General features: G+C 71.0%; 29 protein-coding genes and 2 pseudogenes. 19 read left to right on the top strand and 12 right to left on the bottom strand.

Annotated elements, in window-relative coordinates; translation table 11 throughout:
- Nucleotides 1-20: 20 nt before the first annotated feature.
- Together MDN94_RS19435 and MDN94_RS19430 are read right to left on the bottom strand one after the other, a co-directional pair.
- Nucleotides 21-992, bottom strand: a complete 972-nt coding sequence (locus MDN94_RS19435) for a hypothetical protein (RefSeq protein WP_482728180.1) — start codon at nucleotides 990-992, stop codon at nucleotides 21-23.
- A 107-nt stretch (nucleotides 993-1,099) separates the two neighbouring features.
- Nucleotides 1,100-1,258, bottom strand: a complete 159-nt coding sequence (locus MDN94_RS19430; RefSeq protein WP_482727166.1) for a hypothetical protein — start codon at nucleotides 1,256-1,258, stop codon at nucleotides 1,100-1,102.
- Between the two features lie 17 nt (nucleotides 1,259-1,275).
- Between MDN94_RS19430 and MDN94_RS19425 the strand changes: the two genes are divergently transcribed.
- Nucleotides 1,276-1,665: a VOC family protein gene (locus tag MDN94_RS19425; RefSeq protein ID WP_482727165.1), complete on the top strand. Its 390-nt coding sequence runs from the start codon at nucleotides 1,276-1,278 to the stop codon at nucleotides 1,663-1,665.
- 80 nt (nucleotides 1,666-1,745) lie between these two features.
- On the opposite strand, the gene MDN94_RS19420 is transcribed toward MDN94_RS19425, so the two are convergent.
- Genes MDN94_RS19420 through MDN94_RS19410 form a run of 3 tightly spaced genes read right to left on the bottom strand, consistent with a single transcriptional unit; the run spans nucleotide 1,746 to nucleotide 4,731 of the window.
- Nucleotides 1,746-2,972, bottom strand: coding sequence for a lactonase family protein (locus MDN94_RS19420; RefSeq protein WP_482727164.1), 1,227 nt, complete (start codon nucleotides 2,970-2,972; stop codon nucleotides 1,746-1,748).
- Nucleotides 2,973-3,000: 28 nt separating this feature from the next.
- Nucleotides 3,001-4,089, bottom strand: a complete 1,089-nt coding sequence (locus tag MDN94_RS19415; RefSeq protein ID WP_482727163.1) for an SRPBCC family protein — start codon at nucleotides 4,087-4,089, stop codon at nucleotides 3,001-3,003.
- A gap of 3 nt (nucleotides 4,090-4,092) precedes the next feature.
- Nucleotides 4,093-4,731: a histone protein gene (locus MDN94_RS19410; protein WP_482727162.1), complete on the bottom strand. Its 639-nt coding sequence runs from the start codon at nucleotides 4,729-4,731 to the stop codon at nucleotides 4,093-4,095.
- Between the two features lie 196 nt (nucleotides 4,732-4,927).
- On the opposite strand from MDN94_RS19410, the gene MDN94_RS19405 reads away from it, so the two are divergent.
- The 8 genes and pseudogenes from MDN94_RS19405 to MDN94_RS19370 all read left to right on the top strand — a co-directional run bounded on the left by MDN94_RS19405 (nucleotide 4,928) and on the right by MDN94_RS19370 (nucleotide 9,211).
- The gene (locus MDN94_RS19405; RefSeq protein ID WP_159685333.1) at nucleotides 4,928-5,221 is read left to right on the top strand and encodes a gas vesicle protein GvpO; all 294 of its coding nucleotides are present in this window, start codon (nucleotides 4,928-4,930) and stop codon (nucleotides 5,219-5,221) included.
- A gap of 47 nt (nucleotides 5,222-5,268) precedes the next feature.
- On the top strand, nucleotides 5,269-5,745 hold the full coding sequence (gene gvpJ, locus MDN94_RS19400; RefSeq protein ID WP_482727161.1) for a gas vesicle protein GvpJ: 477 nt from the start codon (nucleotides 5,269-5,271) through the stop codon (nucleotides 5,743-5,745).
- Nucleotides 5,746-5,775: 30 nt separating this feature from the next.
- On the top strand, nucleotides 5,776-6,489 hold the full coding sequence (locus MDN94_RS19395) for a GvpL/GvpF family gas vesicle protein (protein ID WP_482727160.1): 714 nt from the start codon (nucleotides 5,776-5,778) through the stop codon (nucleotides 6,487-6,489).
- 14 nt (nucleotides 6,490-6,503) lie between these two features.
- Nucleotides 6,504-6,755, top strand: coding sequence for a gas vesicle protein GvpG (locus tag MDN94_RS19390; protein ID WP_482727159.1), 252 nt, complete (start codon nucleotides 6,504-6,506; stop codon nucleotides 6,753-6,755).
- A gap of 106 nt (nucleotides 6,756-6,861) precedes the next feature.
- Nucleotides 6,862-7,198, top strand: a pseudogene (locus tag MDN94_RS19385) (gas vesicle protein); the annotation flags it as partial.
- 306 nt (nucleotides 7,199-7,504) lie between these two features.
- Nucleotides 7,505-8,482, top strand: coding sequence for a GvpL/GvpF family gas vesicle protein (locus tag MDN94_RS19380; protein ID WP_482727158.1), 978 nt, complete (start codon nucleotides 7,505-7,507; stop codon nucleotides 8,480-8,482).
- A gap of 5 nt (nucleotides 8,483-8,487) precedes the next feature.
- Entirely contained in the window at nucleotides 8,488-8,730 is a 243-nt protein-coding gene (locus MDN94_RS19375) for a gas vesicle protein (protein WP_482727157.1), read from the top strand.
- Nucleotides 8,720-9,211: a gas vesicle protein K gene (locus MDN94_RS19370; RefSeq protein ID WP_482727156.1), complete on the top strand. Its 492-nt coding sequence runs from the start codon at nucleotides 8,720-8,722 to the stop codon at nucleotides 9,209-9,211. The genes MDN94_RS19375 and MDN94_RS19370 overlap by 11 nt, the downstream gene beginning before the upstream one ends.
- Before the next feature lie 20 nt (nucleotides 9,212-9,231).
- Here the strand turns inward: MDN94_RS19370 and MDN94_RS19365 are convergent, their stop codons facing one another.
- A complete protein-coding gene (locus MDN94_RS19365; protein WP_482727155.1) occupies nucleotides 9,232-9,687 on the bottom strand; it encodes an ATP-binding protein in 456 nt (151 codons plus the stop codon).
- Between the two features lie 184 nt (nucleotides 9,688-9,871).
- Between MDN94_RS19365 and MDN94_RS19360 the strand changes: the two genes are divergently transcribed.
- Nucleotides 9,872-10,111, top strand: coding sequence for a DUF397 domain-containing protein (locus MDN94_RS19360; RefSeq protein WP_482728179.1), 240 nt, complete (start codon nucleotides 9,872-9,874; stop codon nucleotides 10,109-10,111).
- An 83-nt stretch (nucleotides 10,112-10,194) separates the two neighbouring features.
- On the top strand, nucleotides 10,195-11,427 hold the full coding sequence (locus MDN94_RS19355; protein ID WP_482727154.1) for an SUKH-4 family immunity protein: 1,233 nt from the start codon (nucleotides 10,195-10,197) through the stop codon (nucleotides 11,425-11,427).
- A gap of 141 nt (nucleotides 11,428-11,568) precedes the next feature.
- On the opposite strand, the gene MDN94_RS19350 is transcribed toward MDN94_RS19355, so the two are convergent.
- Nucleotides 11,569-13,377 carry a vWA domain-containing protein gene (locus tag MDN94_RS19350; RefSeq protein ID WP_482727153.1) on the bottom strand — a complete coding sequence of 603 codons (1,809 nt, stop codon included), beginning with the start codon at nucleotides 13,375-13,377 and terminating at the stop codon, nucleotides 11,569-11,571.
- Nucleotides 13,374-14,435, bottom strand: coding sequence for an ATP-binding protein (locus tag MDN94_RS19345; protein ID WP_482727152.1), 1,062 nt, complete (start codon nucleotides 14,433-14,435; stop codon nucleotides 13,374-13,376). The genes MDN94_RS19350 and MDN94_RS19345 overlap by 4 nt, the downstream gene beginning before the upstream one ends.
- 390 nt (nucleotides 14,436-14,825) lie before the next feature.
- Between MDN94_RS19345 and MDN94_RS19340 the strand changes: the two genes are divergently transcribed.
- Together MDN94_RS19340 and MDN94_RS19335 are read left to right on the top strand one after the other, a co-directional pair.
- A complete protein-coding gene (locus MDN94_RS19340; RefSeq protein WP_482727151.1) occupies nucleotides 14,826-15,020 on the top strand; it encodes a DUF397 domain-containing protein in 195 nt (64 codons plus the stop codon).
- A complete protein-coding gene (locus MDN94_RS19335) occupies nucleotides 15,017-15,559 on the top strand; it encodes a hypothetical protein (RefSeq protein ID WP_482727150.1) in 543 nt (180 codons plus the stop codon). Before MDN94_RS19340 ends, MDN94_RS19335 begins: the two co-directional genes overlap by 4 nt.
- Before the next feature lie 104 nt (nucleotides 15,560-15,663).
- Here the strand turns inward: MDN94_RS19335 and MDN94_RS19330 are convergent, their stop codons facing one another.
- A complete protein-coding gene (locus MDN94_RS19330) occupies nucleotides 15,664-17,016 on the bottom strand; it encodes a lipase family protein (RefSeq protein ID WP_482727149.1) in 1,353 nt (450 codons plus the stop codon).
- 160 nt (nucleotides 17,017-17,176) lie between these two features.
- Between MDN94_RS19330 and MDN94_RS19325 the strand changes: the two genes are divergently transcribed.
- From MDN94_RS19325 to MDN94_RS19305, 5 genes are read left to right on the top strand one after another with little or no spacing between them, the layout of a single operon-like run.
- On the top strand, nucleotides 17,177-17,542 hold the full coding sequence (locus tag MDN94_RS19325) for a hypothetical protein (RefSeq protein WP_482727148.1): 366 nt from the start codon (nucleotides 17,177-17,179) through the stop codon (nucleotides 17,540-17,542).
- Nucleotides 17,539-18,096: an NADAR family protein gene (locus MDN94_RS19320; protein ID WP_482727147.1), complete on the top strand. Its 558-nt coding sequence runs from the start codon at nucleotides 17,539-17,541 to the stop codon at nucleotides 18,094-18,096. The genes MDN94_RS19325 and MDN94_RS19320 overlap by 4 nt, the downstream gene beginning before the upstream one ends.
- Nucleotides 17,985-18,431, top strand: coding sequence for a hypothetical protein (locus tag MDN94_RS19315; protein ID WP_482727146.1), 447 nt, complete (start codon nucleotides 17,985-17,987; stop codon nucleotides 18,429-18,431). The genes MDN94_RS19320 and MDN94_RS19315 overlap by 112 nt, the downstream gene beginning before the upstream one ends.
- A 43-nt stretch (nucleotides 18,432-18,474) precedes the next feature.
- On the top strand, nucleotides 18,475-20,757 hold the full coding sequence (locus tag MDN94_RS19310) for a hypothetical protein (RefSeq protein ID WP_482727145.1): 2,283 nt from the start codon (nucleotides 18,475-18,477) through the stop codon (nucleotides 20,755-20,757).
- Nucleotides 20,757-21,440 carry a hypothetical protein gene (locus tag MDN94_RS19305; RefSeq protein WP_482727144.1) on the top strand — a complete coding sequence of 228 codons (684 nt, stop codon included), beginning with the start codon at nucleotides 20,757-20,759 and terminating at the stop codon, nucleotides 21,438-21,440. Before MDN94_RS19310 ends, MDN94_RS19305 begins: the two co-directional genes overlap by 1 nt.
- Before the next feature lie 30 nt (nucleotides 21,441-21,470).
- On the opposite strand, the gene MDN94_RS19300 is transcribed toward MDN94_RS19305, so the two are convergent.
- The 3 genes from MDN94_RS19300 to MDN94_RS19290 are packed head-to-tail and all read right to left on the bottom strand — an operon-like array spanning nucleotide 21,471 to nucleotide 23,213.
- The gene (locus tag MDN94_RS19300) at nucleotides 21,471-22,073 is read right to left on the bottom strand and encodes an HIT family protein (protein ID WP_482727143.1); all 603 of its coding nucleotides are present in this window, start codon (nucleotides 22,071-22,073) and stop codon (nucleotides 21,471-21,473) included.
- Nucleotides 22,063-22,956, bottom strand: coding sequence for an ABC transporter permease (locus tag MDN94_RS19295; RefSeq protein WP_482727142.1), 894 nt, complete (start codon nucleotides 22,954-22,956; stop codon nucleotides 22,063-22,065). The genes MDN94_RS19300 and MDN94_RS19295 overlap by 11 nt, the downstream gene beginning before the upstream one ends.
- A complete protein-coding gene (locus MDN94_RS19290) occupies nucleotides 22,953-23,213 on the bottom strand; it encodes a hypothetical protein (RefSeq protein ID WP_482727141.1) in 261 nt (86 codons plus the stop codon). Before MDN94_RS19290 ends, MDN94_RS19295 begins: the two co-directional genes overlap by 4 nt.
- Before the next feature lie 301 nt (nucleotides 23,214-23,514).
- On the opposite strand from MDN94_RS19290, the pseudogene MDN94_RS19285 reads away from it, so the two are divergent.
- A pseudogene (locus tag MDN94_RS19285) lies at nucleotides 23,515-23,889 on the top strand (histidine kinase); the annotation flags it as partial.
- Nucleotides 23,890-23,921: the final 32 nt, after the last annotated feature.

Raw genomic sequence — 23,921 nt, 5'->3', positions numbered from 1 at the left:
GCCGGCGTGGCCGGCCCGGCTCAGTTCTCGTCGCCGGGGGGCCGTTCCTCCTTGGCGACGAGCCGCTCGAGCAGTTCCTGGAATTCCTCGCCGATCATGATCTGCAGGCCCTCGCCGTCCTCGTCGCGGTCGCTCAGCTGGGTGAGCGTGCCGCCGTGCCACCAGTAGACGTAGGGGCTGATGGCGCCGGGCGTGTCCTCGTACCCCGTGGCGGCGAAGGCGGCCATCGCGTTGAGGGCGGGGAGCAGGCCGGTGTCGTGGATGGCGTGGAAGGCGAGCTGGTGCCGGAAGGGCATGGCCACCAGGGCGCCGTCCGCGGTGAGCTCCTCCCCGGTGACCTGCCGTACCAGCGTCTCCAGGGTCAGGACCCGGCTCGCCGTGTAGAAGGAGTCGCCGAGCACGACCTCGAAGCGCATGCCCTCGGAGTCCTTGACGGTCTCGTGCGCCTCGACGGGCAGTCCGCGGAGGTTGTACAGCGCCTGGTCGCGCAGATAGGGCAGGTCACCGAGGGGTTCGAGCGCCTCGTCGGTGAGCATCATGACGCTCTCGGGGAGGTCGAGCGCGAGGATCTCGTACAGGCCGGGGGCGACGGTGCGGGCGTACGCGAAGCTCCGCGGGTCGAGTCCCTCGGCGCCGACGACACGGGGGTAGAGCTGGGCGCGGATCTGTTCGGCGGGCAGGGTCTCCAGCGCGGACGGCGCGTCCATGGTGCGCAGCACCATGCCGACGTGCTGGTGAATCAGTTCGGGCCACACGCGGGGTCCGCGTTCGTCGTTGTGGCACACGGCGGCGAGGTTGCCGAGGCCGAACTGCCGGCCGGCGCTGTCGGAGACCATGTCGGCGTAGACGGTCACCTCGAGGCCCTGCTCGGCGAACGCCTCGCGGACCTGGGCGCGGAACCTCGCCCCCTCGTCGGCGGAGAAGAAGGAGAACTCGGGGTCCCGGGGCGCATCGCGTCCGTCACGCTTCGGCCCTCGCCGGAACAACCCCACGTCAACCGCCCTCCGCTCGCCTGTCACTGATTCGAGCGTACCGAGCCCTGGTGAACTGCGGGACTCCCCCTTTCGATCACTTCATCGGTACGACGAGATCGGCCCGGTCACGGCCGTGACCGATCAGTCGTTGCATCGGGTTCGCCGGAGTCGTGGACCCAGCGCTCGGCGAATCGTGCAGCTCCGGCGCCCGGGGCGGCGAGGGAGCGGGCGCGCTCGACGAGGTGGTGCGGCAGGGCGGGCATGCCCCCATTGCCGCCAGTCATACGTATAACCTTGAGGCATGCCGAACATTGCCCTGATCACGCTCGTCGTCCGCGACTACGACGAGGCCATCGCTTTCTACACCGACGCGCTGGGATTCCACCTGGCCGAGGACACCGACCGGGGGGACGGCAGCCGCTGGGTGGTCGTCCGTCCGGCGGATTCCGGGACCGGCACCGGCCTCCTGCTGGCCCGCGCCGGCGACGACGAGCAGCGCGCGAGGGTCGGGGCGCAGACCGGCGGCCGGGTGGGCTTCTTCCTGCACACCGACGACTTCGCCCGTGACCACGCCCGGATGACGGCGGCGGGTGTGCGCTTCCTCGAGGAGCCGCGGCACGAGGCGTACGGCTCGGTGGCCGTCTTCGAGGACCTCTACGGCAACAAGTGGGACCTGCTCCAGCCCCGGTGACATGGAGCCGGGCGGCAGCACCCACCGCCGCCCGCGGCGGGGTCGGCCCCTCGGCTCGGCCGCGCCCACCCCGTACCCCGTCAGAGCGGCAGCACGCACACCGCGACCGGCGACCTGAACGCCGGCCCCGCCGGGCGGAGTCCGCCCGTGCGCCGGTCGACATGAAAGACCGTCACCGTGCTCGAGCGCTGGTTCGCCGCGAACAGCAGCCCGCCGGTCGGCGAGAGGGCGATGTGCCGGGGGAAGTCGCCTCCGACGGGCACGGTGTCGAGCAGGCGCAGGCGCGATCCGCCGGCCTCGACGGCGTACCGGGTCAGGCTGTTGTGCCCCCTGTTGGCGAGGTACGCGTACCCGCCGTCGCCTGTCACCGCGAACTGGGCGGGGAAGTTGATGCCGGAGCCGGTGCCGGTGGGCTGCGGCGCACCCGCCCGGAGCCTGCCGGTCCGCGGGTCGTAGGCGCAGACCACGACGGTGTTGTCGAGCTCGTTCGCCACGTAGGCGTACCGGCCCGAGGGGTGGAAGGTGAGGTGCCGTGGGCCCGCGCCGGGCCGCAGCGTCGACCGCGACACCTCGGTGAGCGTGCCCGCCCGGGTGTCGAGGCGGTAGGTGTAGACGGTGTCGGTCCCCAGATCGACGGCGAGCACGTGCCCGCCGTCGGGGCTGGTGACGATCTGGTGTGCGTGCGGCCCTTGTTGACCGGGGCCTGGCGGCGGATCGGCGTGGGTGACCAGGTCCGTGCGCCGACCCGGCGCGCCGGAGGCGGCGAGCGGATGGACGGCGACGCTGCCGGAGCCGTAGTCGGCGCTGAGCAGCCACCGTCCGGACGGGTGCACGGACAGTTGACAGGGCCCCGGCCCGCCGGTGGAGCGGCTGCCGATCACCTGCCGGGCGCCACCCTCGTCGAGCCGTACGGCGGTCACGGCGCCGGGATCGCGTTCGTTCACCGCGTACAGGGTGCGGCCGGAGGGGTGGACGGCGAGATACGAGGGATCGCCGACGCCTTCGACGACTCCGGTCCCGCTGATCTTGCCGCTCGTCTCGTCGTACGTGGCCGTCGCGATCCCTGAGCCGCCCCCTTCCGCGGAGGTGTACGTGCCGATGAACAAGGGGCGGGCCTTGCGGGGCCGGGCCGAGGCGGTGGTGGCCACCCGGGATCGGTCCCGCGGTGCCGGCTCCTCCGCCGGCGAGCATGCCGCGAGCGCACCGCCGGCGGCCAGCGCGCCAAGTCCGCCGAGGAAACGGCGCCGCCCTGCGTGCGCGGCGCCGCCCTCGGCGGGGTCCCCGCCCCTGCCGGTGCTGATGCCCATGCCAGGCAGGGTAGGGCCTGGGGCCGGCTCAGCGGCGCTGTCCGGCCCTTGCTCCTGACCGTGCCCGATCCTTCTCCTCGTAGTCCTCGTCGTCCTCTTCGTCGTCCTCTTCGTCGTCCTCCCGGTCCTCGTACGCCTCGTCCTCGTCCTCGGACTCGCCGTCGTCCTCGTCGCGCCGGGGGCCGCCCTCCTCGTCTTCGTACTCGTCGCCCTCTTCCTCGTCCCCCTCCTCGGTTTCGCCGCGGTCCTCGGCTTCGTCCTCGTAGTCGTAGTCCTGGTCCTCGCGTTCCTCGTCCTCGTCGCGCTCGCCCTCCGCCTCTTCGCGCTCCAGTGCCTCTTCGTGGCTGACGACGACCTCACCGTCACGCACCTCGCCGCGCCAGCCCTCGGCCTCTTCCTCCGTGAGGGTCACATGGCGTTGGAAGTGCTTGAAGTCGAGCCGCAGGCGGCGTCCTTGGGCCCGCCACAGGTTGCCCGTCTTCTCGAAGAACCCCGAGGGGTAGTACTCCACGACGAGCACGATGCGGGTCAGGGAAGGGGCCAGCTCGTGGAAGCTCACGCATCCGCGAGTGCTCCCCTTGGCGCCCTCGGACGTCCACACGATCCGGTCGTCCGGTATCTGCTCCTGGACCGTCGCCGACCAGCCGCGGGTGGACGGCCCCACCTTGACCTTCCAGTCGGAGCTGACCTCGTCCTTCTTGGAGACGTTGCGCACGCCTTTGGTGAAACCGCTGAACGCCTCGTACTGGGTCCAGTGGTCGTACGCGGTGCGGACGGGCACGCCCACGTCGAGGGTCTCGACGATGTTCATGACCTTGGTGTCGCCGGACTTGCGCCCGCCTCCGCCGCCTCCGAATTTTTCCTTCAGCTTGCCCACGACATTGTCCTTGGTGCTCTTGAGCTTGGCGCTGATCAGAGCCTTCATCATTCCGCCGACGGGGAGCCCGCCACCGTTCTCGGCGACGTTGAGAAGCTTGTCCGAGAGGCCTGTCACCTTGTCACCGGCCGAATCGGCCAGCCGTCCCGCGCGGGCGCCGACGTAGCCGGTGAGCTCCTCGCGCAGTTGGTCCAGGCCGGAGCCGTCCTGACCTGTGGGTCGCTGATCCGTGCTGGTCATGGTCTACCTCCGCCGTGTCCCGGACCCGGACCTCGCGTCCGTGCCAGAGTGAGCTTTCGTCGCGGACGCCCTCCCGGTCGTGGCGGCCTTCTTCGCGGCGGCCCTGGCGGTGGCCCTCTTCGCGGTGCCGGTCCCGGCAGTGGCCCTCTTCGCGGCGCCGGTCCCGGCGGTGGCCTTCTGCGCCGCTTTTCCGGCAGCGGCACGGCGGGACCGGAGCTCCTCCCTCGCTCCCTCCTGGCCCTTCTCCGGACCCTGCTCCTTCTGGTCCTCCTCGGGCTCGCCGGCCTCGCCCTCCGCCTCCGTCTCGTCCTTCTCGTCCGCCTCGTCACGGCCTTCCAGTCGCAGCGTGCGCTCGTGAAGCGCGTCGGCCAGCCCGGCCATCTTGCGGTCGGCGGTCGCCGCCAGCGCCTTGCGCCCGGCGTCCATCAGCTCGCCCCGCACCTGGTCACCCAGGCCCGCGAGCTGTGGGGCGTCCTTGAGCTGCTTCATGCCCTGGGCCAGCAGTTTCTGCGGATCGAGGCCAGTGCGCCGTCCGGCGAGGTACGTCCCCACCGCGAGGGCCATGCGGCCCTTTTTCGTACGGCCCAGGACGTAGCCACCTGCCACGGCGGCCGCGAGAGCCATTTTGCTGGTGTCCTTCATGAGCTGCTCCCTTTGACAGTCCGTGCCCGGCTGCTCTTCCCCTGCTCGTGCCTCTCAACGTCCATGCCGGTAGGGGTCTGTTGGGGCCGGGAGAGCCGGTTGGTCCACGAGTTCCACAGCGAACCCCGAGTATGCCTATATGCTGAAATTGTACGTTTCTGCATGACGAACGGTCCTGCCGTGATGGGAAGGGGCGATGACTTCCTCAGATCCCGCCGGACGGCGTCCCAAGATCAAGGCGGCGAGCGTGATGCGCTCCGCGGCGGACCAGCTCGCGGAGCTGCTCGGCCGCCCGCCCGAGTCGGTATCGGCGCTCAGACACACCGAGGACGGCTGGGAGGCCGACGTGGAGGTGCTGGAGGTGGAACGGATCCCCGACACCACGAGCGTGCTGGCCAGCTACCGAGTGACGCTCGACGAGGAGGGCGACCTGGTGGAGTACCGGCGCACCCGGCGCTACACCCGCGGTCAGATCGACCGACCGAACTGAACGACCTTCGAAGACCCGCCGCGGGCCTTGCGACGAAGGGAGACACCATGACGGTGGTACCGCAAGGCGGAGACGGCGTCGCCAGGGGAGGCGGTGCTGGCTCCGGAACCCTGTACGACGTCCTCGACCTCATTCTCGACCGCGGACTGGTCATCGACGTCTTCGTGCGCGTGTCCCTGGTCGGCATCGAGATCCTGAAGATCGACGCCCGTGTCGTCGTGGCCAGCGTCGACACGTACCTGCGCTTCGCCGAGGCCTGCAACCGCCTGGATCTCGAGTCCGGCAGAAAGGCGCCCGCCCAGCTGACCGACGTCGTCGGCGACACGCTCGAGAGTGGAGCGAAGGGGAAGTCGAAGGGGGCGCTCGGTGGCGCGATGGAGGCCGTGGCCGATTCACTCACGGGCGGCGGCAAGAAGCGGCAGGCCGACGACCGCGCCGAGCTCGAGGAGGGGGCGGACGTCGAGGAACGGGAACCCGTGGAAGAGCGCAGGCCCTCCCGGCGGGCCTCCCGGCGGGAACGGTAAGGCGGGCGGGACCCGCAGTGAGGAGCGACCATGGCCGTGTACGTCTACTCGATCACCGCCGAGGATCATCCGGTCCGTCTCGACGGCGTCGAGGGAGTCGGAGAGCCGCCGGCCGACCTGCGAAAGGTGGTCGCCGGGTCGCTGTGCGCCGTCGTCAGCGACGCGCCGGACGGTCTGCGTCCCAAGCGCCGCGACGTCATGGCGCACCAGGCCGTCCAGGAACGCCTGATGGCCGACGGCACGGTGCTGCCCCTGCGCTTCGGGCTGACGGCACCCGACGACGAAGCGGTGCGGGACGCGCTCGAGCAGGGATCGGCGAAATACGCACAGCGCATCGAGGCGGTCCGGGGCTGCGCCGAGTACAACCTGAAGGCGTCGCAGGACGAGGAGACGATCCTCCGCGAGATCCTGCTCGAGTCGCAGACGGCACGGGAGCTCAACGAACGGATCCGCGGTGGCGACGCGACGCCCGATCTGCCGGTACGGCTGGGCGAGTTGGTGGCCGGGGAGATCCAGGCGCGGCAGGAGGCACTGGCCTCCGGCGTCATCGAGGCACTGCGTCCGCACAGCCGCGAGGTGAGCACCGCACAGCCGGCGGGTGAGGACTTCCTCAACGTGTCGTTCCTGGTGGCCGAGGACCAGGAGGAGTTGTTCCTCACCACCCAGCTCAGTGTCACCAACCAGTTGGGCGAGGGATACGCGTTCCGGCTCAACGGACCGCTCCCTCCGTACAGCTTCGTCTGAAGGGTTGATGCGCCATGGGTCTGTTCACCCAGATCGCCACTCTGCCGCTGGCGCCGGTGCGGGGGGTCGTGTGGGTCGTCGACCGGGTGCGGGAGGCGGCGGAGGAGGAGTACTACGACCCGGCGCCCGTGCATCGCGCGCTGGCCGAGCTGGAGGCCCAACTCACTTCGGGGGAGATCGACGAGGAGACGTTCGACCGGAGGGAGGACGAGCTGCTGGACCGCCTCGAAGAGATCATGGCGTACCGGGCAGACATCGGGCGGTGACGGCCGGCCGTGCCCTCGGTCGGGCTTTTGGCCCCCGGTCCCGGCCGGGCTCCTGGCCGGGACCACGCCGTGCACCGCACGCACCGCGAAACGTGAGGTTCCGATCGTGACCGAACCACTCGCCAACACCGGCTCCTACCCCTCCCGGGCAGCGCCGGCGTACGCCCAGGGCTCGTCCTCGACGAATCTCGCCGACATCCTGGAACGGGTCCTCGACAAGGGCATCGTGATCGCCGGCGACATCCGGATCAACCTTCTCGACATCGAGCTGCTGACCGTCAAACTGCGCCTGCTCGTCGCGTCCGTGGACAAGGCGAAGGAGATGGGCATCGACTGGTGGGAGCACGACCCCTCGCTGTCGTCCCGCGCCTCGCAGGACGGCTCGGAACGCTCTCTCGCGGCGGAGAACCGGCGCCTGCGCGAGGAGATCGAGGCGCTGCGGCGCGAAAGCTCGCTGCCCGGCAGGGCCGAGGAACCTTTGGAGGCGCCACACCCTGTCGTGGAGGGTCGGGTGCTCGCGGAAGGCCGGGCCGGCCGGGAGTCCGAGGAGCGCCCGGAGGACAGGGACACCAAGGAAGGCAACCAGGTCGGGGACCGTGGCGAGGGCAAGGAACGCAGGGAACGCCGACAGCGGCCGGACCGCGCGGCACGCTCGGAGCGCTCCGAACGCGAAGACCGGCCTGCCACCCGCACACGCCGCGAGAACCGCGAACGTACAGAACGCCCCGAACGCCGAGGAACCCGCGCCGATGACCGCTGAGGAAAGGACTCCTGAGGGGACGACCGCCGCCGAGGGCCTCGCGGACGGCGGCGATGCCGTCACCTACGTCTACGCCGTCGCCCGTGACTCGGACGCGCTGCGGGAGTCCGCGGCGGAGCTGGTGGGCGTGGGAGGCGCCGCGGTCCGTGTCGTCGCGGAAACGGACAGCGGCCGCTCCGCCCCCGGCTCCGGCCAGGGCCGAACCGGGCACGGAGAGGTGGCGTTCGCAGCGAGTTCGGTGAGCGCGCGGGACTTCGACGAGGACGCCCTGCGGCGTCACCTGGAGGACCTCGAGTGGTTGGAGGCCGTCGCGCGCGCCCATCACGCGGTGATCGAGACGCTCGCCGGGGCGACGACGGTGCTGCCGCTGCGGCTCGCGACGGTCTACCTCGACGACGACCGCGCCCGGGAGGCACTCGACGCCGGCCGCGCCGAATTCGTCCAACTGCTGGCCCGGCTCGAAGGGCATGTCGAATGGGGCGTCAAGATCTACGTGGACACACCCTCGGAGCCCCCCGGCGCGGACGCCGCTGCCGCCGCCCCGGCCCCGGGGACCGCCGACGGTCTCGGCCCGGGGCGCTCGTACCTCCGCACCCGCAGGGCGCAGCGGAGCAGCCGCGAACGGGCGCACGAGGCGGCACGGACGGCGGCGGAACGGATCGAGGCGGCGGGCCACGCGTACGCCACCGACCGGGCACGCCACCGCGTCCAGCAGGGCGAACTGGCCGGCTCCGGCGGCGAGAACGTCGTGAACGACGCCTATCTGCTGAGGGAGGACCGTTCGCACGCGTTCCGCACGGAGGTGGCGCGGGCGGCGGAGGACCTGCCGGGCGTACGGGTCGAGATCACCGGCCCGTGGGTGCCCTACTCCTTCACCACGCCGCCCGACGGCAAGTCCGGCACGTCCGAGGCATCCGATGCGTCCGGCGCGTCGAGCACGTCGGACACGTCGAGCGCCGGGGGCTGACCGTCGTGACCGGGCCCGTGACCCCCCGTTACGACGATCCGCTCCCGCAGCGGCAGGTCGCCCTGATCGATCTGCTGGACCGCCTGCTCAGCGGCGGGGTGGTGATCACCGGTGACGTGCTGCTCTCCGTCGCCGACATCGACCTCGTGCGCGTCTCGCTGCGCGCGCTGATCGTGTCCGTCGACGCTGAGACCCGGCCGCTGTGGGCGGGGCCTGCACCAGAGGGCGGCCTTCCGGATGTCCGATGACGCCCCCGACCGGGCCGACCTCCCTGACGGCATCGAGCGGGCCGAGCAGGCCGAGCGCCACGGCGACCCTCCTCCGCCTGCCCGGCAGCGGCGGGACGAGGTCGCGGACGCGGCTTCCCGCGCCTTCCGGCTGCTTCCGGCGGCTCCACAGGACGTTCCGGTGACCGCGAGCCGGCCGCCCGCGCCGGCCCGGAGGATCCGTACCGACCCGGACACCGTCGAACGCGACCTGATGAAGCTCGTGCTCACCCTCGTCGAGCTGCTGCGTCAGCTCATGGAGCGGCAGGCACTGCACCGGGTCGACCAGGGCGATCTCACGGAGGAGGAGGAAGAGCGGCTGGGGTCGACGCTGCTCCTGCTGCACGACCGCATGACCGGCCTGTGCGCCCAGTACGGGCTGACCATGGACGACCTCAACCTCGATCTCGGCCCGCTCGGAACGCTGCTGCCGCCCGGCGACTCCGCACGGCCGCCCGACTGACCGGCCGGCATCGGCGCGGGTCACGGGGCCGTCGCCGCCACCGGCAGGTCGAGCTCCACCCTCACGGTCTTCCCCACCGGTACGCGGTCCAGCACCTGCCACCGGTCCGCGTGCGCCGCGACGAGCACCAGTCCTCGCCCGGAGTCGGCCAGGTCCGGCGGCGAGGTGACGTGACGCGGCGGCCGGCGTTCGCCGCGCGTGTCGGACACCTCGATCCGCAGGGCGCCGGGGGTGCGGGTGAGCATCGACTCGAAGTCCCGGCCCGGCACACGGCCGTGCGTCACGGCGTTCGCCGCCAGTTCCGCGACGACGAGCGCGGCCACGTCGGACGCCTCCGAGCCGTGCGGGACGCCCCAGGCCTGGAGCTGGTGCAGGGCGAGGTGCCGGGCGAGCCGCGCGCCGAGCGGCGTGGAGCTGAAGCGCTGGGTGAACACACGTACGGCGCCGACCTGTTGAGGCGTGATGGGTGGCTGCATACAGCCAACTTCACGTCCACGGGCGGCGTTTCCCCAGATCACACGCCCGTACGCCGAGTCGGCGTACGGGTAGGGAAGGTGGACGGTACGGGTAACGGACCGTGACGAAGGCGGCGTTGCAGAGTTGAACGGGCACGGCACGCGTACGCCGGAGGTGGCCGCACATGACGGAGACGGCGGGCGGATCGAACGGGTCCGCGGCGGAACCGGCAGTTACAGCGGCACCCAGGGCGACTCCTGCGTCGAAGTCGCCCTGTCCTGGCACAAGTCCAGCTACAGCGGCGGCGACGGCGACTCCTGCGTCGAGGTCGCCGCCTGCACCACCACCGTCCACGTCCGGGACTCCAAAGTGACCCACGGCCCCCAGCTAGCACTCTCCCCCGGCTCCTGGACGGGCTTCGTCGCGTTCACCGCCCGGAACTGAGCCCGCTGCCGGAGATCGCTGTCAGTGGTGCCTCCTATCGTGGTGGTCGTAGGGAGATCACGGCACAGCACCACGGGGGAACCATGTCCGCGACCACCAGCGTCAGCGTGCCCGCGCACGCGCTCCATCCGTCCGTCACGCACGAGGCGACCCGACTCCGGCTGACCGGCCCCGGTCTGCCCGCGGACCACGGGCTGATGCGCTTCACCCCGCTGGCCGCGGCCGGGGCGGTGCCCGTGCCGGATCTGCTGGCCGAAGGGGCGGACCGGGCGGAGCTCGACCCCTATGTCGCGGGCCTTGTGCTGATCGGTCACCTCCGGTGCGAGAACGACGACGCCCAGGAGATCGTCCTCGACGGCGCCACCGGGCGGGTCTTCACCATGTATCTCTTCGAGGACTCCCCCCGTCTGATCGAAGTGATCCCGCTCGCGCCGTCGGTCGACGCACTGGCACGTTTCCTCGCGCACGTGGACGATTTCCGGGCGTTGCGAGGCCGGTTCGCCGTTCTCGCCGGCCGAACCGGGCCCGAAGTGGTGGCGGAGGCCGAGCGGTTGCTGACGCCCGTTTTCGCCGAGGAGGACTGGGACGACGGCGACTGGGGCAGCGCGGGACCGCGATCGGGCTGGGACCACGAGATCCCGGCGGTGTGGCGCATCGCCTCGACGATACGGCCGTTGGCTCTGGTCGCCGGGCCCGGACAGGGCCTGCTGCTGGACCTGCCGGACGGACTGCTGGACGAGGAGTTCGGGGCGGAGGAGATGGTCCGTGTCGATGCTGCCGACCTGCCCGATGCCCTGACCCACGAGCCGACGCGCCGGTTCCTCACCGAGGTGGGGCTCCCGAAGGTGAAGCTCATGTTCGGCCTGTGGGGCGAAGAGGACCTGCTGCGCATACTGGCCGAGATGGAGGCGGAGACGGCAGAAGCCCGGACCGGTACGGAACGCACGTCGCCCGCACGCTCCCGCCTGCCGGCCGACGCGGACAGACTGATCACCCTGGGCAGTCTCGTCCACGACTTCGAGGTCCTGATCGACGGCCGCACCGGCCTGCTCTCGTACCACGAGTACGGCGCCGACACGACGACTCCGGTGAACGCCGACATATCGACGCTGGCGTTCACGATGTGGATGTACAACCGGGAGCAACGGCTCGACGAGGAGCACGACTTCACCCAGGACTTCTACCACCAGCTCGCCGACGCCATGGCCGAGGTCCTCGCATCGGTCGACCCGGTGGCCTGCCTGCCGGCGAAGGACGCCGACGACTACCGCTACTGGCCGGAGGTGTTCCACGACGAGGCGGGCGGCGTCCTCTGACATCCCCTCCCGCCGGGACGGGTGAGCGCGCACCGGCCGCCCGAGCCTGCTCCCGCCCACGCGTCCCCACCCACGCATCCGCGCGCCGGCCCCCTCGGTTCTCCCTCGCCCCGGCGCAGGGCATCCCGCCATCGGAAATCCTCACGTCAGGCGGAAGACCGGCCCCCTGGGCGTGAACGGCAACGAGGCCCCCTGCGGGATCAGGAACGCGTGCTCGCGGCGGATACGCAGGGTGTCGCACCAGCCGTCGGTGATGACCAGCACCGGTGCGTTCGCCGGGAAGTCGCCGGCCCGGTGGAGCAGGTCGATGCCCGGCTGGAGCACCGTCCCGCCGCGTCCCCGCACCCGTACCCGTCCGGCGATCTCCACCGGCGGCACGTATCCGGCGTCGTACGCCGCCGCGTCGCAGAAGACGACGCGCGCGGCCGGCACGTCGCGGGCCTCCGCGTACGAGGCGATGGCGCCGAGGGCCTTGCCGAGCAGCGCGCTGTTCATCGAGCCGGAGGTGTCGAGGACGACACCGAAGGTGCAGCGGGGGACCTCTTCCTGCGGGAAGTACCGCCCGGCGCGTGGGATGTCCGGGGTGGAGGCCTGCCGCCGTGCCGGGCGGGCGTAGGAACGCACCGGCTCGGGCCGGGGCACGTACTCGTCGAACCAGCGGGCGAGCCGCGCGTCCCACGGCACGGGCGGATGGGCCAGCGCGCGGATCTCCTGGACCAGCCCGGCGGGCAGCAGACCGCGCTCCCCGTATTGGTGCAGGTCGAAACCCTGGACGAGACCGCGCCGGTAGAAGTCGTCCAGGTCGGCGTAGGGGCGGGAGGCCGCGTGCGGCAACGGGTCGCCGAGGATGTCGCCCACGCCCTTGCCCCGCAGGGTCGCGAGCCTGCGGCGGCGGCGCAGGTCGGTGGCGATGCGGTCGTACACCTCCTCCACCGACAGGTCCTTCAGCTCCGGGTCGTACAGCAGCCCCTCGGGCATCTCGCCGACGCGCATCTCCACCAGCCAGCCGTTGACGACGAAGTCGGCGGCGACGTTGAAGAGCAACGGGTCGCGCATACCCCGGCGTTCACCGTGCCGCAGGGCGGCGTGCAGCATCTCGTGGGCGAGGATGAACCGCCACTGCTCGTCGGTGAAGGTCCGCAGCGGATTGATGTAGATCTCGCCCGCGGCGGAGCTCACGGCCGCGACGGAGATGTCCTGGGTACGGGCGAGTTCGGCGTCCGCGACGACGGTGAGGCCGGCCGCGATCCCGCCGAGCAGCGGATAGGAGGAGACGAACCAGTTCAGCGCGCGGTCCCAGGGCCGCTGCGGCAGGCGCTCACCGGTGACCCGGTCGCGCCGGCCGCCCGCCACGTCCATGGCGGCGGAGACGCTGCGGGTGAGCGCGTGTGCGAAGGCGGTCTCCCAGTCGGGCACGGCGGTGTTGTCCCATGCCCGCCAGGTGGTGAGGACCTGGTCGGGGTGCTCGCCCGCGGTGCCGCAGTGCCGGTAGGCGGCGGGTATGCCGTCGCGGCGCCACCGCGCCGCGAGCAGTTCCTCGTCGCCGCCCGGGTACGTCTCGGGGGCGCCGCCGGGAGGGCTGCCCACCGGGAAGGTGAGCAGGAAGCGGTTGACGACCGTGCAGCGGGCCGCCAGGTCGTACTTGTCGGGCTGCTCGCGCATCCTGTCCTTGGCCGCCGGCACATGGCCGAAGCCGAGGTGCAGCAGGCAGTGCGCGAGTGTCCAGGCCCACTCCTCGGGGCGCGCCCGCTTGGTGGGGTGGACGTGCACGACGCCGTTCGAGTCGACGGCCGCCAGTCCGCCGGCCGGGGTGGCGGCGCACTTGCCCTGCCGGCAGAAGTCGGCCGTGACGGCGGCGAAGGCCGGATTGCGCTTGACCATGGCGAGGCCCGCCGCGAAGAACTCGGCGGCGGGATCGGGCTTGTCGCCCTTCCGGGCGGCCGTCTTCATCGCCGGGCCTCGACCAGCCGGGGCATGTCGCGTGCGGCTTCGACGAGGAACCAGGCGGGCAGCACCGGCTGCCCGTCGGCGTCGTCGGCAATGACGGTCTGGGCGACCTCGACGGAGATCTCCGCGAGCTGCACCAGCAGCGACTTGGCGCGGTAGGCGGTCTGCCGCAGCGAGGGCGACACATGCTCCTTCTGCCGGGGGAGCTCCTTCACCAGTCGCCCCCGGAACGCCTCCGCCAGGTAGTAGAGCAGGTCCCTGTCCTCGAGCCGCGCGGGCCATGAGGCGTCGCCCTTGAGGATCGCCTCGATGCCGAAGGTGTGGCGCACGATCTTCGCGTAGCCGCAGAAGGAGACGGCGTGCGCGGGCGTGAGGGTGCCGTGGACGACCACCTTGAGAGTGTTCTCGTCGATGCCCGGTCCGAAGGAGTGCAGCGCGTCGGACAGCATGTGCCACGAGCGGGGCGTGGAGAACGGCTCCTCCGTCTTCGGCGGTTGCGACCAAAGGTGGTCGGGCCGGTCGGTGAGGTAGTCCGTCACCCACGGGTGGATGCCGTGTTCGCCGGCCCACACCAGCCAGTCCTCCGCCGACGCCCGGAGGTGAACGTGCGTGAGCCGGTTCACCAGCGCGGACGCGATCGGCCTCGCCAGCGCGTTGTCCGTGGCCCTGTTGCCCGCCCCGATGACGATGGACCCGGCGGGCAGCTTGTACGACCCGATCCGACGGTCCAGGATCAGCGAGTAGAACGCCTTCTGCACATCAGGGCCCGCGGCGTTGAGCTCGTCGAGGAACAGGCAGTACGGCTCGTCCCGTGCGATGGCCTCCGGCGGGCAGAACACCGACCGCCCGTCGCGGATCTGCGGCACCCCGATCAGGTCCTCCGGGGCGAGCTGCGTCCCGAGCAGGCTCACGCACTCCAGTCCCAGCGAGTCGGCGAACCGCCGCACCAGCGACGACTTGCCGATCCCGGGCGCTCCCCAGAGGAACACGGGCCGCACGGTGGCGAGTCCGAGCAGCAGCTCGGGAATCTGGGCGGGAGTGACGGTGACGGCGGCCTGCACGCGGAGATATTCCTTCGGGTTGGGGAGCTTCGGGTAGAACTTCGGGTCTCGCCAGATCGGCGGTTCGAGAGATCCGGGGTCGAGGAGAGCCGAGGCCCGGCAGAGCCGGGACCCGAAGGCCCGGGCCACGGAAGATCGGGCCCGCCCAGTGTGAGCGGCCCCGGCACCTCGACGCAGCCGATTTTCCCGGGCGGCCCCTCCTCACGGAGCCGCGGCACCGCGGAGACCCCGGACAACCGGTGGCGGGCCTACGGCAAGGGGCGGTAAGCCCGCAGCTCGTCACCGACCGGAAAGTGGTCAGCGTGCTCCAGATGCGTATGCCAGGATGCGATCGCAGGCTCTCACCCTTCCCGACTCCCTGGGCCTGCTGCGGCAGATGCAAGGAGCGGCATGAGCGCCACCAGCGGACTGGCCCGGCACAAGTCGAGCCACAGCAGCGGCTCCGGCGACTACTGCGTCGAGGTCGCCGCCTGCCCCACCACCGGCCACGTCCGTGACTCCGAGGTCGCAGACCGGCCCCGGCTCGCCCTCGCGCCCACCGCCCGGACGGACTTCGTCCGCCTCGTCTCCGGCGCCCCGGAGTGACCGGCACACCCGCCTCCTGGTGGGAGGTGCTTCCGGCGGGCGTTCGCGACCAGGTCGACGGATACGTGCTCCAGGACGCCTTCCTTCGGGCTGTCCGCGTCGCCTTCGAGGCCGGCCGCGCCCGTGGCCTCGGCCTCGCCGAGGCCCAGCTCGTCGTCAACGCGCGCTACATCCACCACGGCGGCGCCATCGCGCGCACTCCCGACGACCCGCTCGACCTGGAATCCCTGGCAGCCCGTGCGGCCGGCGCCCCCGGCCGCGTCGTGGCCATCGAGGCGGTCTGGGACGGTGACACCGTCCACGACTGGTTCGTCGAGCTGCTGGCCGTCACGACGGATCCCGACGCCGACCATCCGCTGGCCACCGTCTACCGGTCCACGGCCGAGCGGTACCTCGGCGACCGGAGCTGTGGCCCGCTCGACCCGTCGGCAGCCGCCGCCGACAGAGCCGGCAGAGCCCTGGCCGCCCGCCTCTCGCTCCCCTTCCACTTCGCGAGCCCGGCCGTCCCGGACGACGAGGCTCCCCGGTGGCGCGGCTGATTCGCCGACGGAGTCGGTGAAGGCGGTAGAGCGCCACTGTGCGGCGGGCACGGCAGTGCGACCCCGCGCTCGGCGGGGCCGCACTGTCGCCGGTGGCCGGCCGGTCAGTCGGCGACGGCCGGCCGCTCCGGCTCCAGCGAGTTGCCGGCCGGAATGCGGCCGCAACTGCTCGGGGCTGCCTCACCTTCGAAGCGGTTGTCCAGCCAGGCCATCGCGCGCGGCGTCCAGTACGGCATGGCGCCGACGTGGCTGAGCAGGTTGTACTGCTCGTAGGTGATCGCCTCGTTGCCCGTGGCGCAGTACTGGCGGGCCAATGCCCGCACGTCGCCGGTGACCATGACGCCGTCGCCCGTGCCGATGCCCGGCCGGTTGCCGAACGTCCCCTCCGGCCAGCCCGCGTTGCCTTGCCCGATGAACCCGGGGACGGTCGGGGTGGGGGCCTGGCCGAGGTTGACCTTGTTGACCGCCTCGGTGAAGGCGGGAATGGCGTTCGGGTTCTCGTACCCCGGCTTAACCAGCTCTTTCCACGTCATCCCCGGGTAGCGGCCCAGCGCGTCGATGATCGACGCGTGCTCGAGCTCACCGAAGACCTCACGCCCCTTCTCGCTCAGGTAGGGCTCGAGCTCGATGCCGTACGCGCGGGCGACGCCGATGACCGCCATCGGGATCACGCCGTTCCACGCGAGGGAGGCGTCGACGTACTTCAAGTTGTGCGCCGGGGCGACGAGCACCCCTCCCTCGGCGAAGCCGACCAGCTGCTCGTTGACCTCGGGCGCGTAGGCCGGGGCCAGCGCCACCGCCCAGTTGGTGGCGATGGACCCGCCCGAGTAGCCGAACAGGCCGAACTCGGTTCCGCCGTGCAGCCGGGACCCCTCGGCGCGGATGCTCGCCCGGATCGAGTCCAGCGTGTTCGTCCCGTACGCCGGACCGGCGGCGAACTCGGCGGTCTGGCCCTCGGTGTCCGGGATGACGAGGTCGTACCCCTTGAGCAGCATCGGCGCCATGACGACGGCCTCGACGTTGGCGATCATTCCGCCGAGGGAGACATCACCGGCGATGGCCCGGGAGGGGCCGTGCTCGGGATCGAGGGAGTCGTAGAACGACTGGTACGACACGGCCTTGCTGCCGTCGCCGACATGGCTGCGGACCACCGTGGTCACGTTGGCCGAGGGCCGGCCCTGGGCGTCGGTCGAGCGGTAGAGCAGCTGGATCGCCTTCACCGGCGTGCGGATTCCGACGACGTGGTAGTCCAGCGTGCGCTTCTTCAGTACGTCACCCGGCTTGTAAGAGGACAGTGGTTTGCTGCCGTCATAGCGGTAGAACGGGTCGGACGACGCGGTGTTCGTCTGTGCGTACGCGGCGGCTGCGGTGGGCGCGGCGGTCGCGGCCGGCGCGGGGCCGACGGTGAGTGCAGCGACAACGGCGGTGGCCAACAGGCCGGCGGCTCTCCGGTTCATGGCTCCCCTGGGAATGTGAAGTGGGACACGCAAACTTACTCGGGGGTAAGTTACCGGAGGTTAACCGTGCTGCCCATAGGCGTGTTGACAAAATTTCAACACCCGCTGGTCCTGCTTCCGATCACGCGGCCGGTCACCGAAGAGGACACGCGCAGCCGTCATGACGGGATCGTCAGTCAGACCTCGCGTACTTCGAGGAGCGGGCCCAGCGGCGCGAACGCCCCTCCCGGGTACCGGCGGACGGCCCGCCACCGCGTACACGCCGGCGATCCACCTCTACCAGTCGTATACGAAGCAGCGGACGGCCACTCCCGACAGGACGGCACTGCGCAACGACTACCCGGCGCCCATCGACGTCGACGGTGTCACCTGTCCGTCCGTCGCCCACGCCTACTGGGCCCTGTCGGTCGCCGACGAGGAGGTGCGGGCCGCCGTCATGTCGGCCGCCGACCCGTACGCCGCCCAGCAACTCGCGGCCGGCGCCCCCGCCGCAAGGGCTGGGAGCACGCCCGCACGGCCGTCATGACGTCCCCCCCGCGGGCCAAGTACACCCAGCACCCCGACCTGGCCGGGATCCTCCTCGCCACCGGCGACGCGACCGTCGTCCACGACGACAGCGACTCCGGCTTGTGGGGCGATGACGGCGGCCGGGGCCGCAACTGGACGGGCCGCCTGCTGGAACTCGTCCGCGCCGAATTCCAGGCCCGGCGGGCAGGCATCCCGCTGCCCCGCCAGCAGGCCACCCGGGCAGGCGTGCTGCGTCCGTGCTCGTCGTCAATGGCGGGACCTACCGTGGAACTCCGGGCAGCCGGTCGGACCGCGCGCCGGTCCGATTGTGGGATCTTCGTGAATGTCTCTCCGGCGGCGCCACCCACTGGCCCTTTGCACTCGGCAATTGACTACGGTGGGCCAAGCACTGTCATGCAACGACACAACAGATCATCGAGCGACACGGCGGGGGCCCAACCATGGCATGGGACGAGTGGGAGCAGGCCAAGGCAGCTTCCCCTGCGTCAGGTTCGACGCACACACGGCTCAATCAGCTGGCCGCGTCCGGCTCCGGTTCGGGTGCAGACCTGACCGTTTACGACGATGTGCTCGGCAAACTGGGCGACATGGCCCGCTCGCTGCACGGGCAGCTGGCGACCGACGGCGATCACGCCCGCGTGGCGACCTTCGAGGCGTCCAACGACCTCTTCAACAGCGGCCTGGACATGGGTGCCGGTCTGCTCGAGGTGCATGATGCCTGGAACACCAAGCTCCGCACCCTCAGGGAAGCCTGCGGCCACATCTCCAACCACCTCGACCACTCGCGCTCCACGCACGGGGCCGAGGAGAAGAAGATCGTGCTGGGGATGCAGGACGCCGGCGGCAGGACGATGACCGTGTCGCGCATCTACGAGCAGTTCAAGTAGACCGCAGCACACCACGAGGGCAACGGGGAATCGGGAACACGACATGGTGACGTGCCAGGAACTGCAGGACCTGAATTTCGGCAAGCTGAACACGGCTGTCACGCAGTGGAAGCAGATGCTGGACAAGCTCGTCCTTCTCGCCGACGGGGGCGACGGCGGCATCAACGCGGCCGACTTCGAGCGCAAGGCCAACGCCGCGGACTGGAAGGGCGACAACGCCACCGTCACCAAGGAGTTCACGACCACGACGGCCCGCCAGTTCGACGACATGGTCGTCGAGGCCCGCAGCATCCACAAGATCCTTCAGGAAGCCGCGACGAACCTGAAGAAGAACCAGGACGACCTGAAGGCCGCCATCGACAAGTGGGCCAAGAAGTGGATCTACATCGACGGCAAGGGCACCGCGATGTACTCCGGCCCGCCTCGTGAGGTCGAGGGCGGCCCCAAGGAGCAGCCGAGCCAGGAACTGGTCGACAGCGCGGCGGCCGAGATCGCGAAGATCCTGGAGGAGGCCAACGAGACCGACCGGATCGCCGCGCGGGCGCTGCGCAAGCACGCCCAGAGCAAGTACGACTTCGACGAGAAGGGCTACAGCGGGCTCAAGGACGCCGACCGCCAGCAGGGTATCGAGGACGCCGACGCGATGGTCAAGCTCGCCGGCAAGGGCGACCAGTTGACGGACACGGAGCTGAAGCGGTTCAACGAGATCGCGAAGTACCACCGCGACAATCCGGCCTTCGCCGAGCGGTTCGCGACCAAGCTGGGCCCCGACGGCACCCTCGAGTTCTGGCGCAGCATCGCCGACCCGGGGCAGGGACGCACGCCCGAACCGGGCAGCGACCGCGCGAAGATCCTCGCCAAGGTCCAGGACAATCTCGGCATCACTCTCGCCAACGCCAGCCGGTCCGATTCCCCTGAGATGCAGCAGTGGAAGGACCGGATGATCGAACTGGGCGACGACCACATCAAGTCCAGCAGCGGCATCCCCAGCGCCCCGTACGGCTTCAAGGTCCTCGGCCCCCTGATGACCGAAGGAAAGTGGGACACCGACTTCCTCAACAAGTACGGCACCCGGCTGCTCGAGTTCGAGCGCAAGTCGGACGACCCCGTACTGGGCGGCCCGGGCCAGCTCTGGAACAGCCACTGGGACCCGGCGCAGCTCTCCTACCCGCCCGGCGCCACCAAGCCGGATAGCGACCCGGTCGCCGACCTGATGGAAGCACTCGGCCACAACCCCGAGGCCTCCCTCGAGTTCTTCGACGGATCGTCCGGCAAGGGTGATGACGCGATGAGCAACTGGGACTACCTCGTCGAGAAGGGTGGCGAGGGCGCGCGCGAGTGGCCGACCGACGAGGACGGCAAGACGACCGGCTTCAAGAACCTCGGCCACGCCCTGGAAGCGGGGACGCTCGGGTACGCGTACGACGACAAGACCCCGTCGATCCCGCCCCTCGACAGCGCGGACGCCATCGCCGCCCGCGAGGAGCGCACCCTCCTCATGGACCGGGTCGTGGACCACTACAAGTCGGCCGACGTGATCGACAAGCAGGACGGCATCCGCGACAGCCTGGCCAACATGGCGGCCGGCCACATCGACAGCCTCAACTACTCCATGGCCGACTGGGGCGGCACCGGAGCAGCCTCGGGCAGGGACGGTCTGTACAACTCCGAGGAGCAGCGCCTGCGCGACTTCGGTGAGACGGGCAGCATGAACTTCCTGCGGGCGCTGGCCTCCGACGAGGGCTCGTACGAGACGGTCGCCACCGCCCAGCAGGTGTACGGGACGAGTTCGATGGCCGCCCAGGGCAACCAGTCGGACGCGCTGGACGCCGGTGTGAACAGCGCGAGGATGCACGGTCTGCTGGACCAGGCCCGGGCCGAAGCGATCGGCAAGGAGTTCGCCGATGACAAGGACCAGCGCAATCTCGAGCTGGAGAAGCAGGGCGAGTGGCGCAAGTTCGCGGCAGAGGCCGCGGTCGGCGTGGGCGTCGGTGCGGCCACCGCGCTGATCGTCCCCACCGGCCCGCTGGCGATGGTCGCCGTGCCGCTGGCCATCGAGACGGTCGGCGGGGCCATCAACACGCAGGTCTCCACGGACACCATGCAGTGGCTGAAGGACCACGAGTTCGACAACTTCGACGACTCGGTCGCGGGCATCGACAAGGCGAAGTACGACGGAAGCAGGAACGCCATGACGCCGCTCCTGAACTACGCCGAGGCGCAGGGAATGAGTGACGACGACATCCGGAGACTGGCCGAGCGTGCGGAGGGCCGGTACAACGACGGCGGCCGGCTCGGCGGCACAGAAGCGGCGCGGGGGTGGTGATGGTGCGACGGCAGTTCACCGCGGCCGCGGTGGCCGTCGTCCTGCTCGGTGCGGCTGCCTGCACCGCCGGCGAGGACGGCGACACGCAGGAGCCGCCCCCGGCCACCGCCGGCGCTTCCGCCTGCGCCGAGCTGCTGGGCGACTCCGGCACTGCGTGGCTGAAGGAGCACACGGGCGGCAAGGCCCGCCCTGAGGCGGGCGACGATCTGGAGAAGGCGCGTTCGCTGTTCCACCGGCAGGTGGGGAACTGGGGCCCCGGCGACAGCGGAGCCCGGACGTTCCTCCGGGCGGACCTCTGCCGGGCGACCGGCGGCGCCGGGTTGTTCGAAGTGCGGTACGGGCCCTCCTACTTCCCCTTCGACGAGCCCTTCGACAAGGCGTCGGACGTCAGCCCGGCGCAGACCGTGACCGAGGTCAACCCCGACGTCAGGCTGGTCCATGGCGAGGACGCCGACGGAGCGACTCGCTACCGCGTGTACGTGCGGTGCAAAGTCGCCGGCACACCCGCGCAGCAGGAGAGCGAGGTCCCGATCGAGGGACTGATGACGGACACGCTCACGGGTGACACCGACGCCCGGGTACATCTCACGCATCTGCTGCACTCCGCCAAGGTCGTGGCGGACGCCTTCGACTGTGCGAACAAGCCGGTGGTACCCGAGGAACCGCCTGCCCCTTCCGCGTAACGACGTGGACCCGGCGCCGCACCGCGGCGGTCAGACGTGGGCGCTGCCGCCGTCCTTCGCCATCGCCTCGGCGATCCGGCGGTTGGTGGCCTGCCAGACGTCCTCGGGGACCTTCGGCAGGACGTCGTCCCAGAGCGGCAGGCAGGTGCCGCGCATCTGCATCATGCCCTCCGGCCTGGCGAACAGGAACATGTGCAGATGCGCGCCGCCGTCGCCCCACTTGTTGACGTGGACCCGGGCGACACCGCCCAGCGACTTGATGGCACGTTCCACCCGCTGGAGCATCCCGCCCAGCTCGGCCGCCCGCTCCGGTGGCAGTTCGTGCAGGTCGTAGTGGCCGCGCGGCTGGAGCAGTACGGTCGCGGGGAGGGCACCCGGTTCCTCGTCGGCGCTGAGCCGCCAGTGTGCGTCCGTCCACAGGAACTCGGTGTCCGGGCTCCCGCAGGCCGCACACTCCTCGGCCCCCGCCTCACCGTGACGCGGGGGCTCCGGCAGCATCGGCTCGTCCAGCACCTTGATCCTCAGATCCCCCTCGTAAGGAAAGACCTCCCAGAACGGTATGCCCTCGGACGGGAACGGGATGCGCTCCCCGATGGGCAACCGCCTGACGTACGCGCTCGGTTCAACAGTCATGGCCGCAGCTTCGCACACGGTCACGGTCTCGGACCGTACGGTTCACTGGTCGCGGCGGTGCACCGTCGTCACCGTCACCGCGGCCGCCGCGAGCGCCCAGAGCGCGTACACGGTCCACGCCCCGCCGGTCGTCCACGGGTAAGGGGACCGCGCCCGGGTCGTACGCGCTGTCGCCGAGGCGCATCCAGGCGACGTAGGGCATGGCGTGCGCGAGGACGGCCGACCACTGGCGGTCCTCGTCGAGGACCAGGGGAAGCAGCAGCAGGAGCAGGACGCTGCAGACCACCGCGCCCGCGCCGTGCCGGATCAGTGTGCCGAGCGCCGCCCCGACGAGTGCGGCCACCGGGGCGAGCAGCGCCGAGGCGATGACCAGGCGCAGTGCGCCCGGGTGGTCGAGGGTGACGCCGGCGTCCTCGGTGGACAGGATCGCCTGGGTGGCGGCGAACGACACCGCGCCGACGACCGCGCCGAACACGGCCATGACCGTCGCGACGACACAGACCTTGGCCACCATCACCGACCGGCGGGCGGGGACGGCCGCGAACGTGGTGCGGACGAGCCCGGTGCTGTACTCGCCGGTGACGGCGAGCGCGCCGAACGCGCCGGCCGCCAGCATCATCACCGTGCCCGCGTCGGTGGTGAAGGCGTGCATCAGCGGGATGCCGTCGGCGATGAACCGCTCAGCGTATCCGGGGTCGCCCTCCGGCCAGTACCGGACGTTGTCCCAGGCCTTGCCCGCGTTGAACGCGAGGACCGCCGACGCCGCGACCAGCAGGCTCCAGCCGGTGGAGCGCAGCGACCAGAGCTTGAGCCACTCTGCGGCAGCCAGGTCCACGAAGCGCGCGCGGGGATCCGCCGCGGGGTGTGCGAGTGCGGTCGTCATCGGGTCTCTCCTGCCGCGTACTCGACGCTGTCGGCGGTGAGTTGCATGAAGGCGTCCTCCAGTGATGCGCTGCGGGTGGTGATCTCGTGCAACAGGATCCGGTGGTCGAGGGCGAGTTCACCGACGCGTGCCGCCGTCGCCCCGGTGACCCTCAGCACGTCGCCGTCCGCGCGGACGGTCGCGCCCTCCCCGGTGAGCAGGGCGGCCAACCGGCCGCCGTCCACGGCACTGGCCTGGTGCGCGGGCCTGGTCTTCACGTTCCTCGTCCGGCTCCGGCTGCCGGGCGAGGAGGAGCCCCTGGTGCCGGCCGGAGTGGTCTTCTACCGCTGGGACGGCCTGACCTTCCTTGCGTTGGCGACTGCCTTGGCACTGGACGGCAGCCGTCTGCTGAGCCGCCGGCCGCTCGCCGCGGTCGGCCGGCTGCTGGCCGCTGCCGTGCTGGGGACGATTCCGCTGAGCGTGGGCGAGATCCCGCTGGCCCAGTTCCTGGCCGTCGATGTCGCGTTGTACTTCGTCGCTGCCGCCCGGTCGCGCCGGACCAGCCATATCGCCGCCACCATGGCGCTCGCAGTGCTGGCCGGCTTTCTGGCCACGCGGTGGCTGAGCGGCTGGAACACGGGCACCTCCGCCGAGCTGGCGGTTGCCCTGACGGCTGTCGTCGCTTGGCTCATGGGCACGTCCGCCCACGAGTCCCGGGCCCACGCGGAGCAACTGCGCGAGCGCAGCACGGCCCAGGCGGTCACCGACGCACGGCTGCGCATCGCAAGGGAGTTGCACGACATGGTCGCCCACAGCATCGGCATCATCGCCCTCCAGGCGGGTGCGGCCCGGCGCGTCATCGACAGCCGGCCCGAGCGGGCGAAGGAGGCGCTGGGCGAGGTGGAGAGCACCGGCCGGAAGACGCTGGCGGGGCTGCGGCGGATGCTCGGCGCGCTCCCCGAGGCGGAGTCCGTCGACGGCGGCCG

It is taken from the genome of Streptomyces sp. WAC00040 (genome assembly GCF_056835925.1).
This window is presented reverse-complemented; position numbering and strand designations above follow the sequence as displayed.

Excerpts from the sequence above, each read along its gene's own strand:
- MDN94_RS19430 (WP_482727166.1), bottom strand. The coding sequence starts at position 1,258 with ATGACTGGCGGCAATGGGGGCATGCCCGCCCTGCCGCACCACCTCGTC.
- MDN94_RS19425 (WP_482727165.1), top strand. The coding sequence starts at position 1,276 with ATGCCGAACATTGCCCTGATCACGCTCGTCGTCCGCGACTACGACGAG.
- MDN94_RS19420 (WP_482727164.1), bottom strand. The coding sequence starts at position 2,972 with ATGGGCATCAGCACCGGCAGGGGCGGGGACCCCGCCGAGGGCGGCGCC.
- MDN94_RS19415 (WP_482727163.1), bottom strand. The coding sequence starts at position 4,089 with ATGACCAGCACGGATCAGCGACCCACAGGTCAGGACGGCTCCGGCCTG.
- MDN94_RS19410 (WP_482727162.1), bottom strand. The coding sequence starts at position 4,731 with ATGAAGGACACCAGCAAAATGGCTCTCGCGGCCGCCGTGGCAGGTGGC.
- MDN94_RS19405 (WP_159685333.1), top strand. The coding sequence starts at position 4,928 with ATGACTTCCTCAGATCCCGCCGGACGGCGTCCCAAGATCAAGGCGGCG.
- gvpJ (WP_482727161.1), top strand. The coding sequence starts at position 5,269 with ATGACGGTGGTACCGCAAGGCGGAGACGGCGTCGCCAGGGGAGGCGGT.
- MDN94_RS19395 (WP_482727160.1), top strand. The coding sequence starts at position 5,776 with ATGGCCGTGTACGTCTACTCGATCACCGCCGAGGATCATCCGGTCCGT.
- MDN94_RS19390 (WP_482727159.1), top strand. The coding sequence starts at position 6,504 with ATGGGTCTGTTCACCCAGATCGCCACTCTGCCGCTGGCGCCGGTGCGG.
- MDN94_RS19380 (WP_482727158.1), top strand. The coding sequence starts at position 7,505 with ATGACCGCTGAGGAAAGGACTCCTGAGGGGACGACCGCCGCCGAGGGC.
- MDN94_RS19370 (WP_482727156.1), top strand. The coding sequence starts at position 8,720 with ATGTCCGATGACGCCCCCGACCGGGCCGACCTCCCTGACGGCATCGAG.
- MDN94_RS19365 (WP_482727155.1), bottom strand. The coding sequence starts at position 9,687 with ATGCAGCCACCCATCACGCCTCAACAGGTCGGCGCCGTACGTGTGTTC.
- MDN94_RS19355 (WP_482727154.1), top strand. The coding sequence starts at position 10,195 with ATGTCCGCGACCACCAGCGTCAGCGTGCCCGCGCACGCGCTCCATCCG.
- MDN94_RS19350 (WP_482727153.1), bottom strand. The coding sequence starts at position 13,377 with ATGAAGACGGCCGCCCGGAAGGGCGACAAGCCCGATCCCGCCGCCGAG.
- MDN94_RS19340 (WP_482727151.1), top strand. The coding sequence starts at position 14,826 with ATGAGCGCCACCAGCGGACTGGCCCGGCACAAGTCGAGCCACAGCAGC.
- MDN94_RS19330 (WP_482727149.1), bottom strand. The coding sequence starts at position 17,016 with ATGAACCGGAGAGCCGCCGGCCTGTTGGCCACCGCCGTTGTCGCTGCA.
- MDN94_RS19325 (WP_482727148.1), top strand. The coding sequence starts at position 17,177 with ATGACGGGATCGTCAGTCAGACCTCGCGTACTTCGAGGAGCGGGCCCA.
- MDN94_RS19320 (WP_482727147.1), top strand. The coding sequence starts at position 17,539 with ATGACGTCCCCCCCGCGGGCCAAGTACACCCAGCACCCCGACCTGGCC.
- MDN94_RS19315 (WP_482727146.1), top strand. The coding sequence starts at position 17,985 with ATGGCATGGGACGAGTGGGAGCAGGCCAAGGCAGCTTCCCCTGCGTCA.
- MDN94_RS19310 (WP_482727145.1), top strand. The coding sequence starts at position 18,475 with ATGGTGACGTGCCAGGAACTGCAGGACCTGAATTTCGGCAAGCTGAAC.
- MDN94_RS19305 (WP_482727144.1), top strand. The coding sequence starts at position 20,757 with ATGGTGCGACGGCAGTTCACCGCGGCCGCGGTGGCCGTCGTCCTGCTC.
- MDN94_RS19300 (WP_482727143.1), bottom strand. The coding sequence starts at position 22,073 with ATGACTGTTGAACCGAGCGCGTACGTCAGGCGGTTGCCCATCGGGGAG.
- MDN94_RS19295 (WP_482727142.1), bottom strand. The coding sequence starts at position 22,956 with ATGACGACCGCACTCGCACACCCCGCGGCGGATCCCCGCGCGCGCTTC.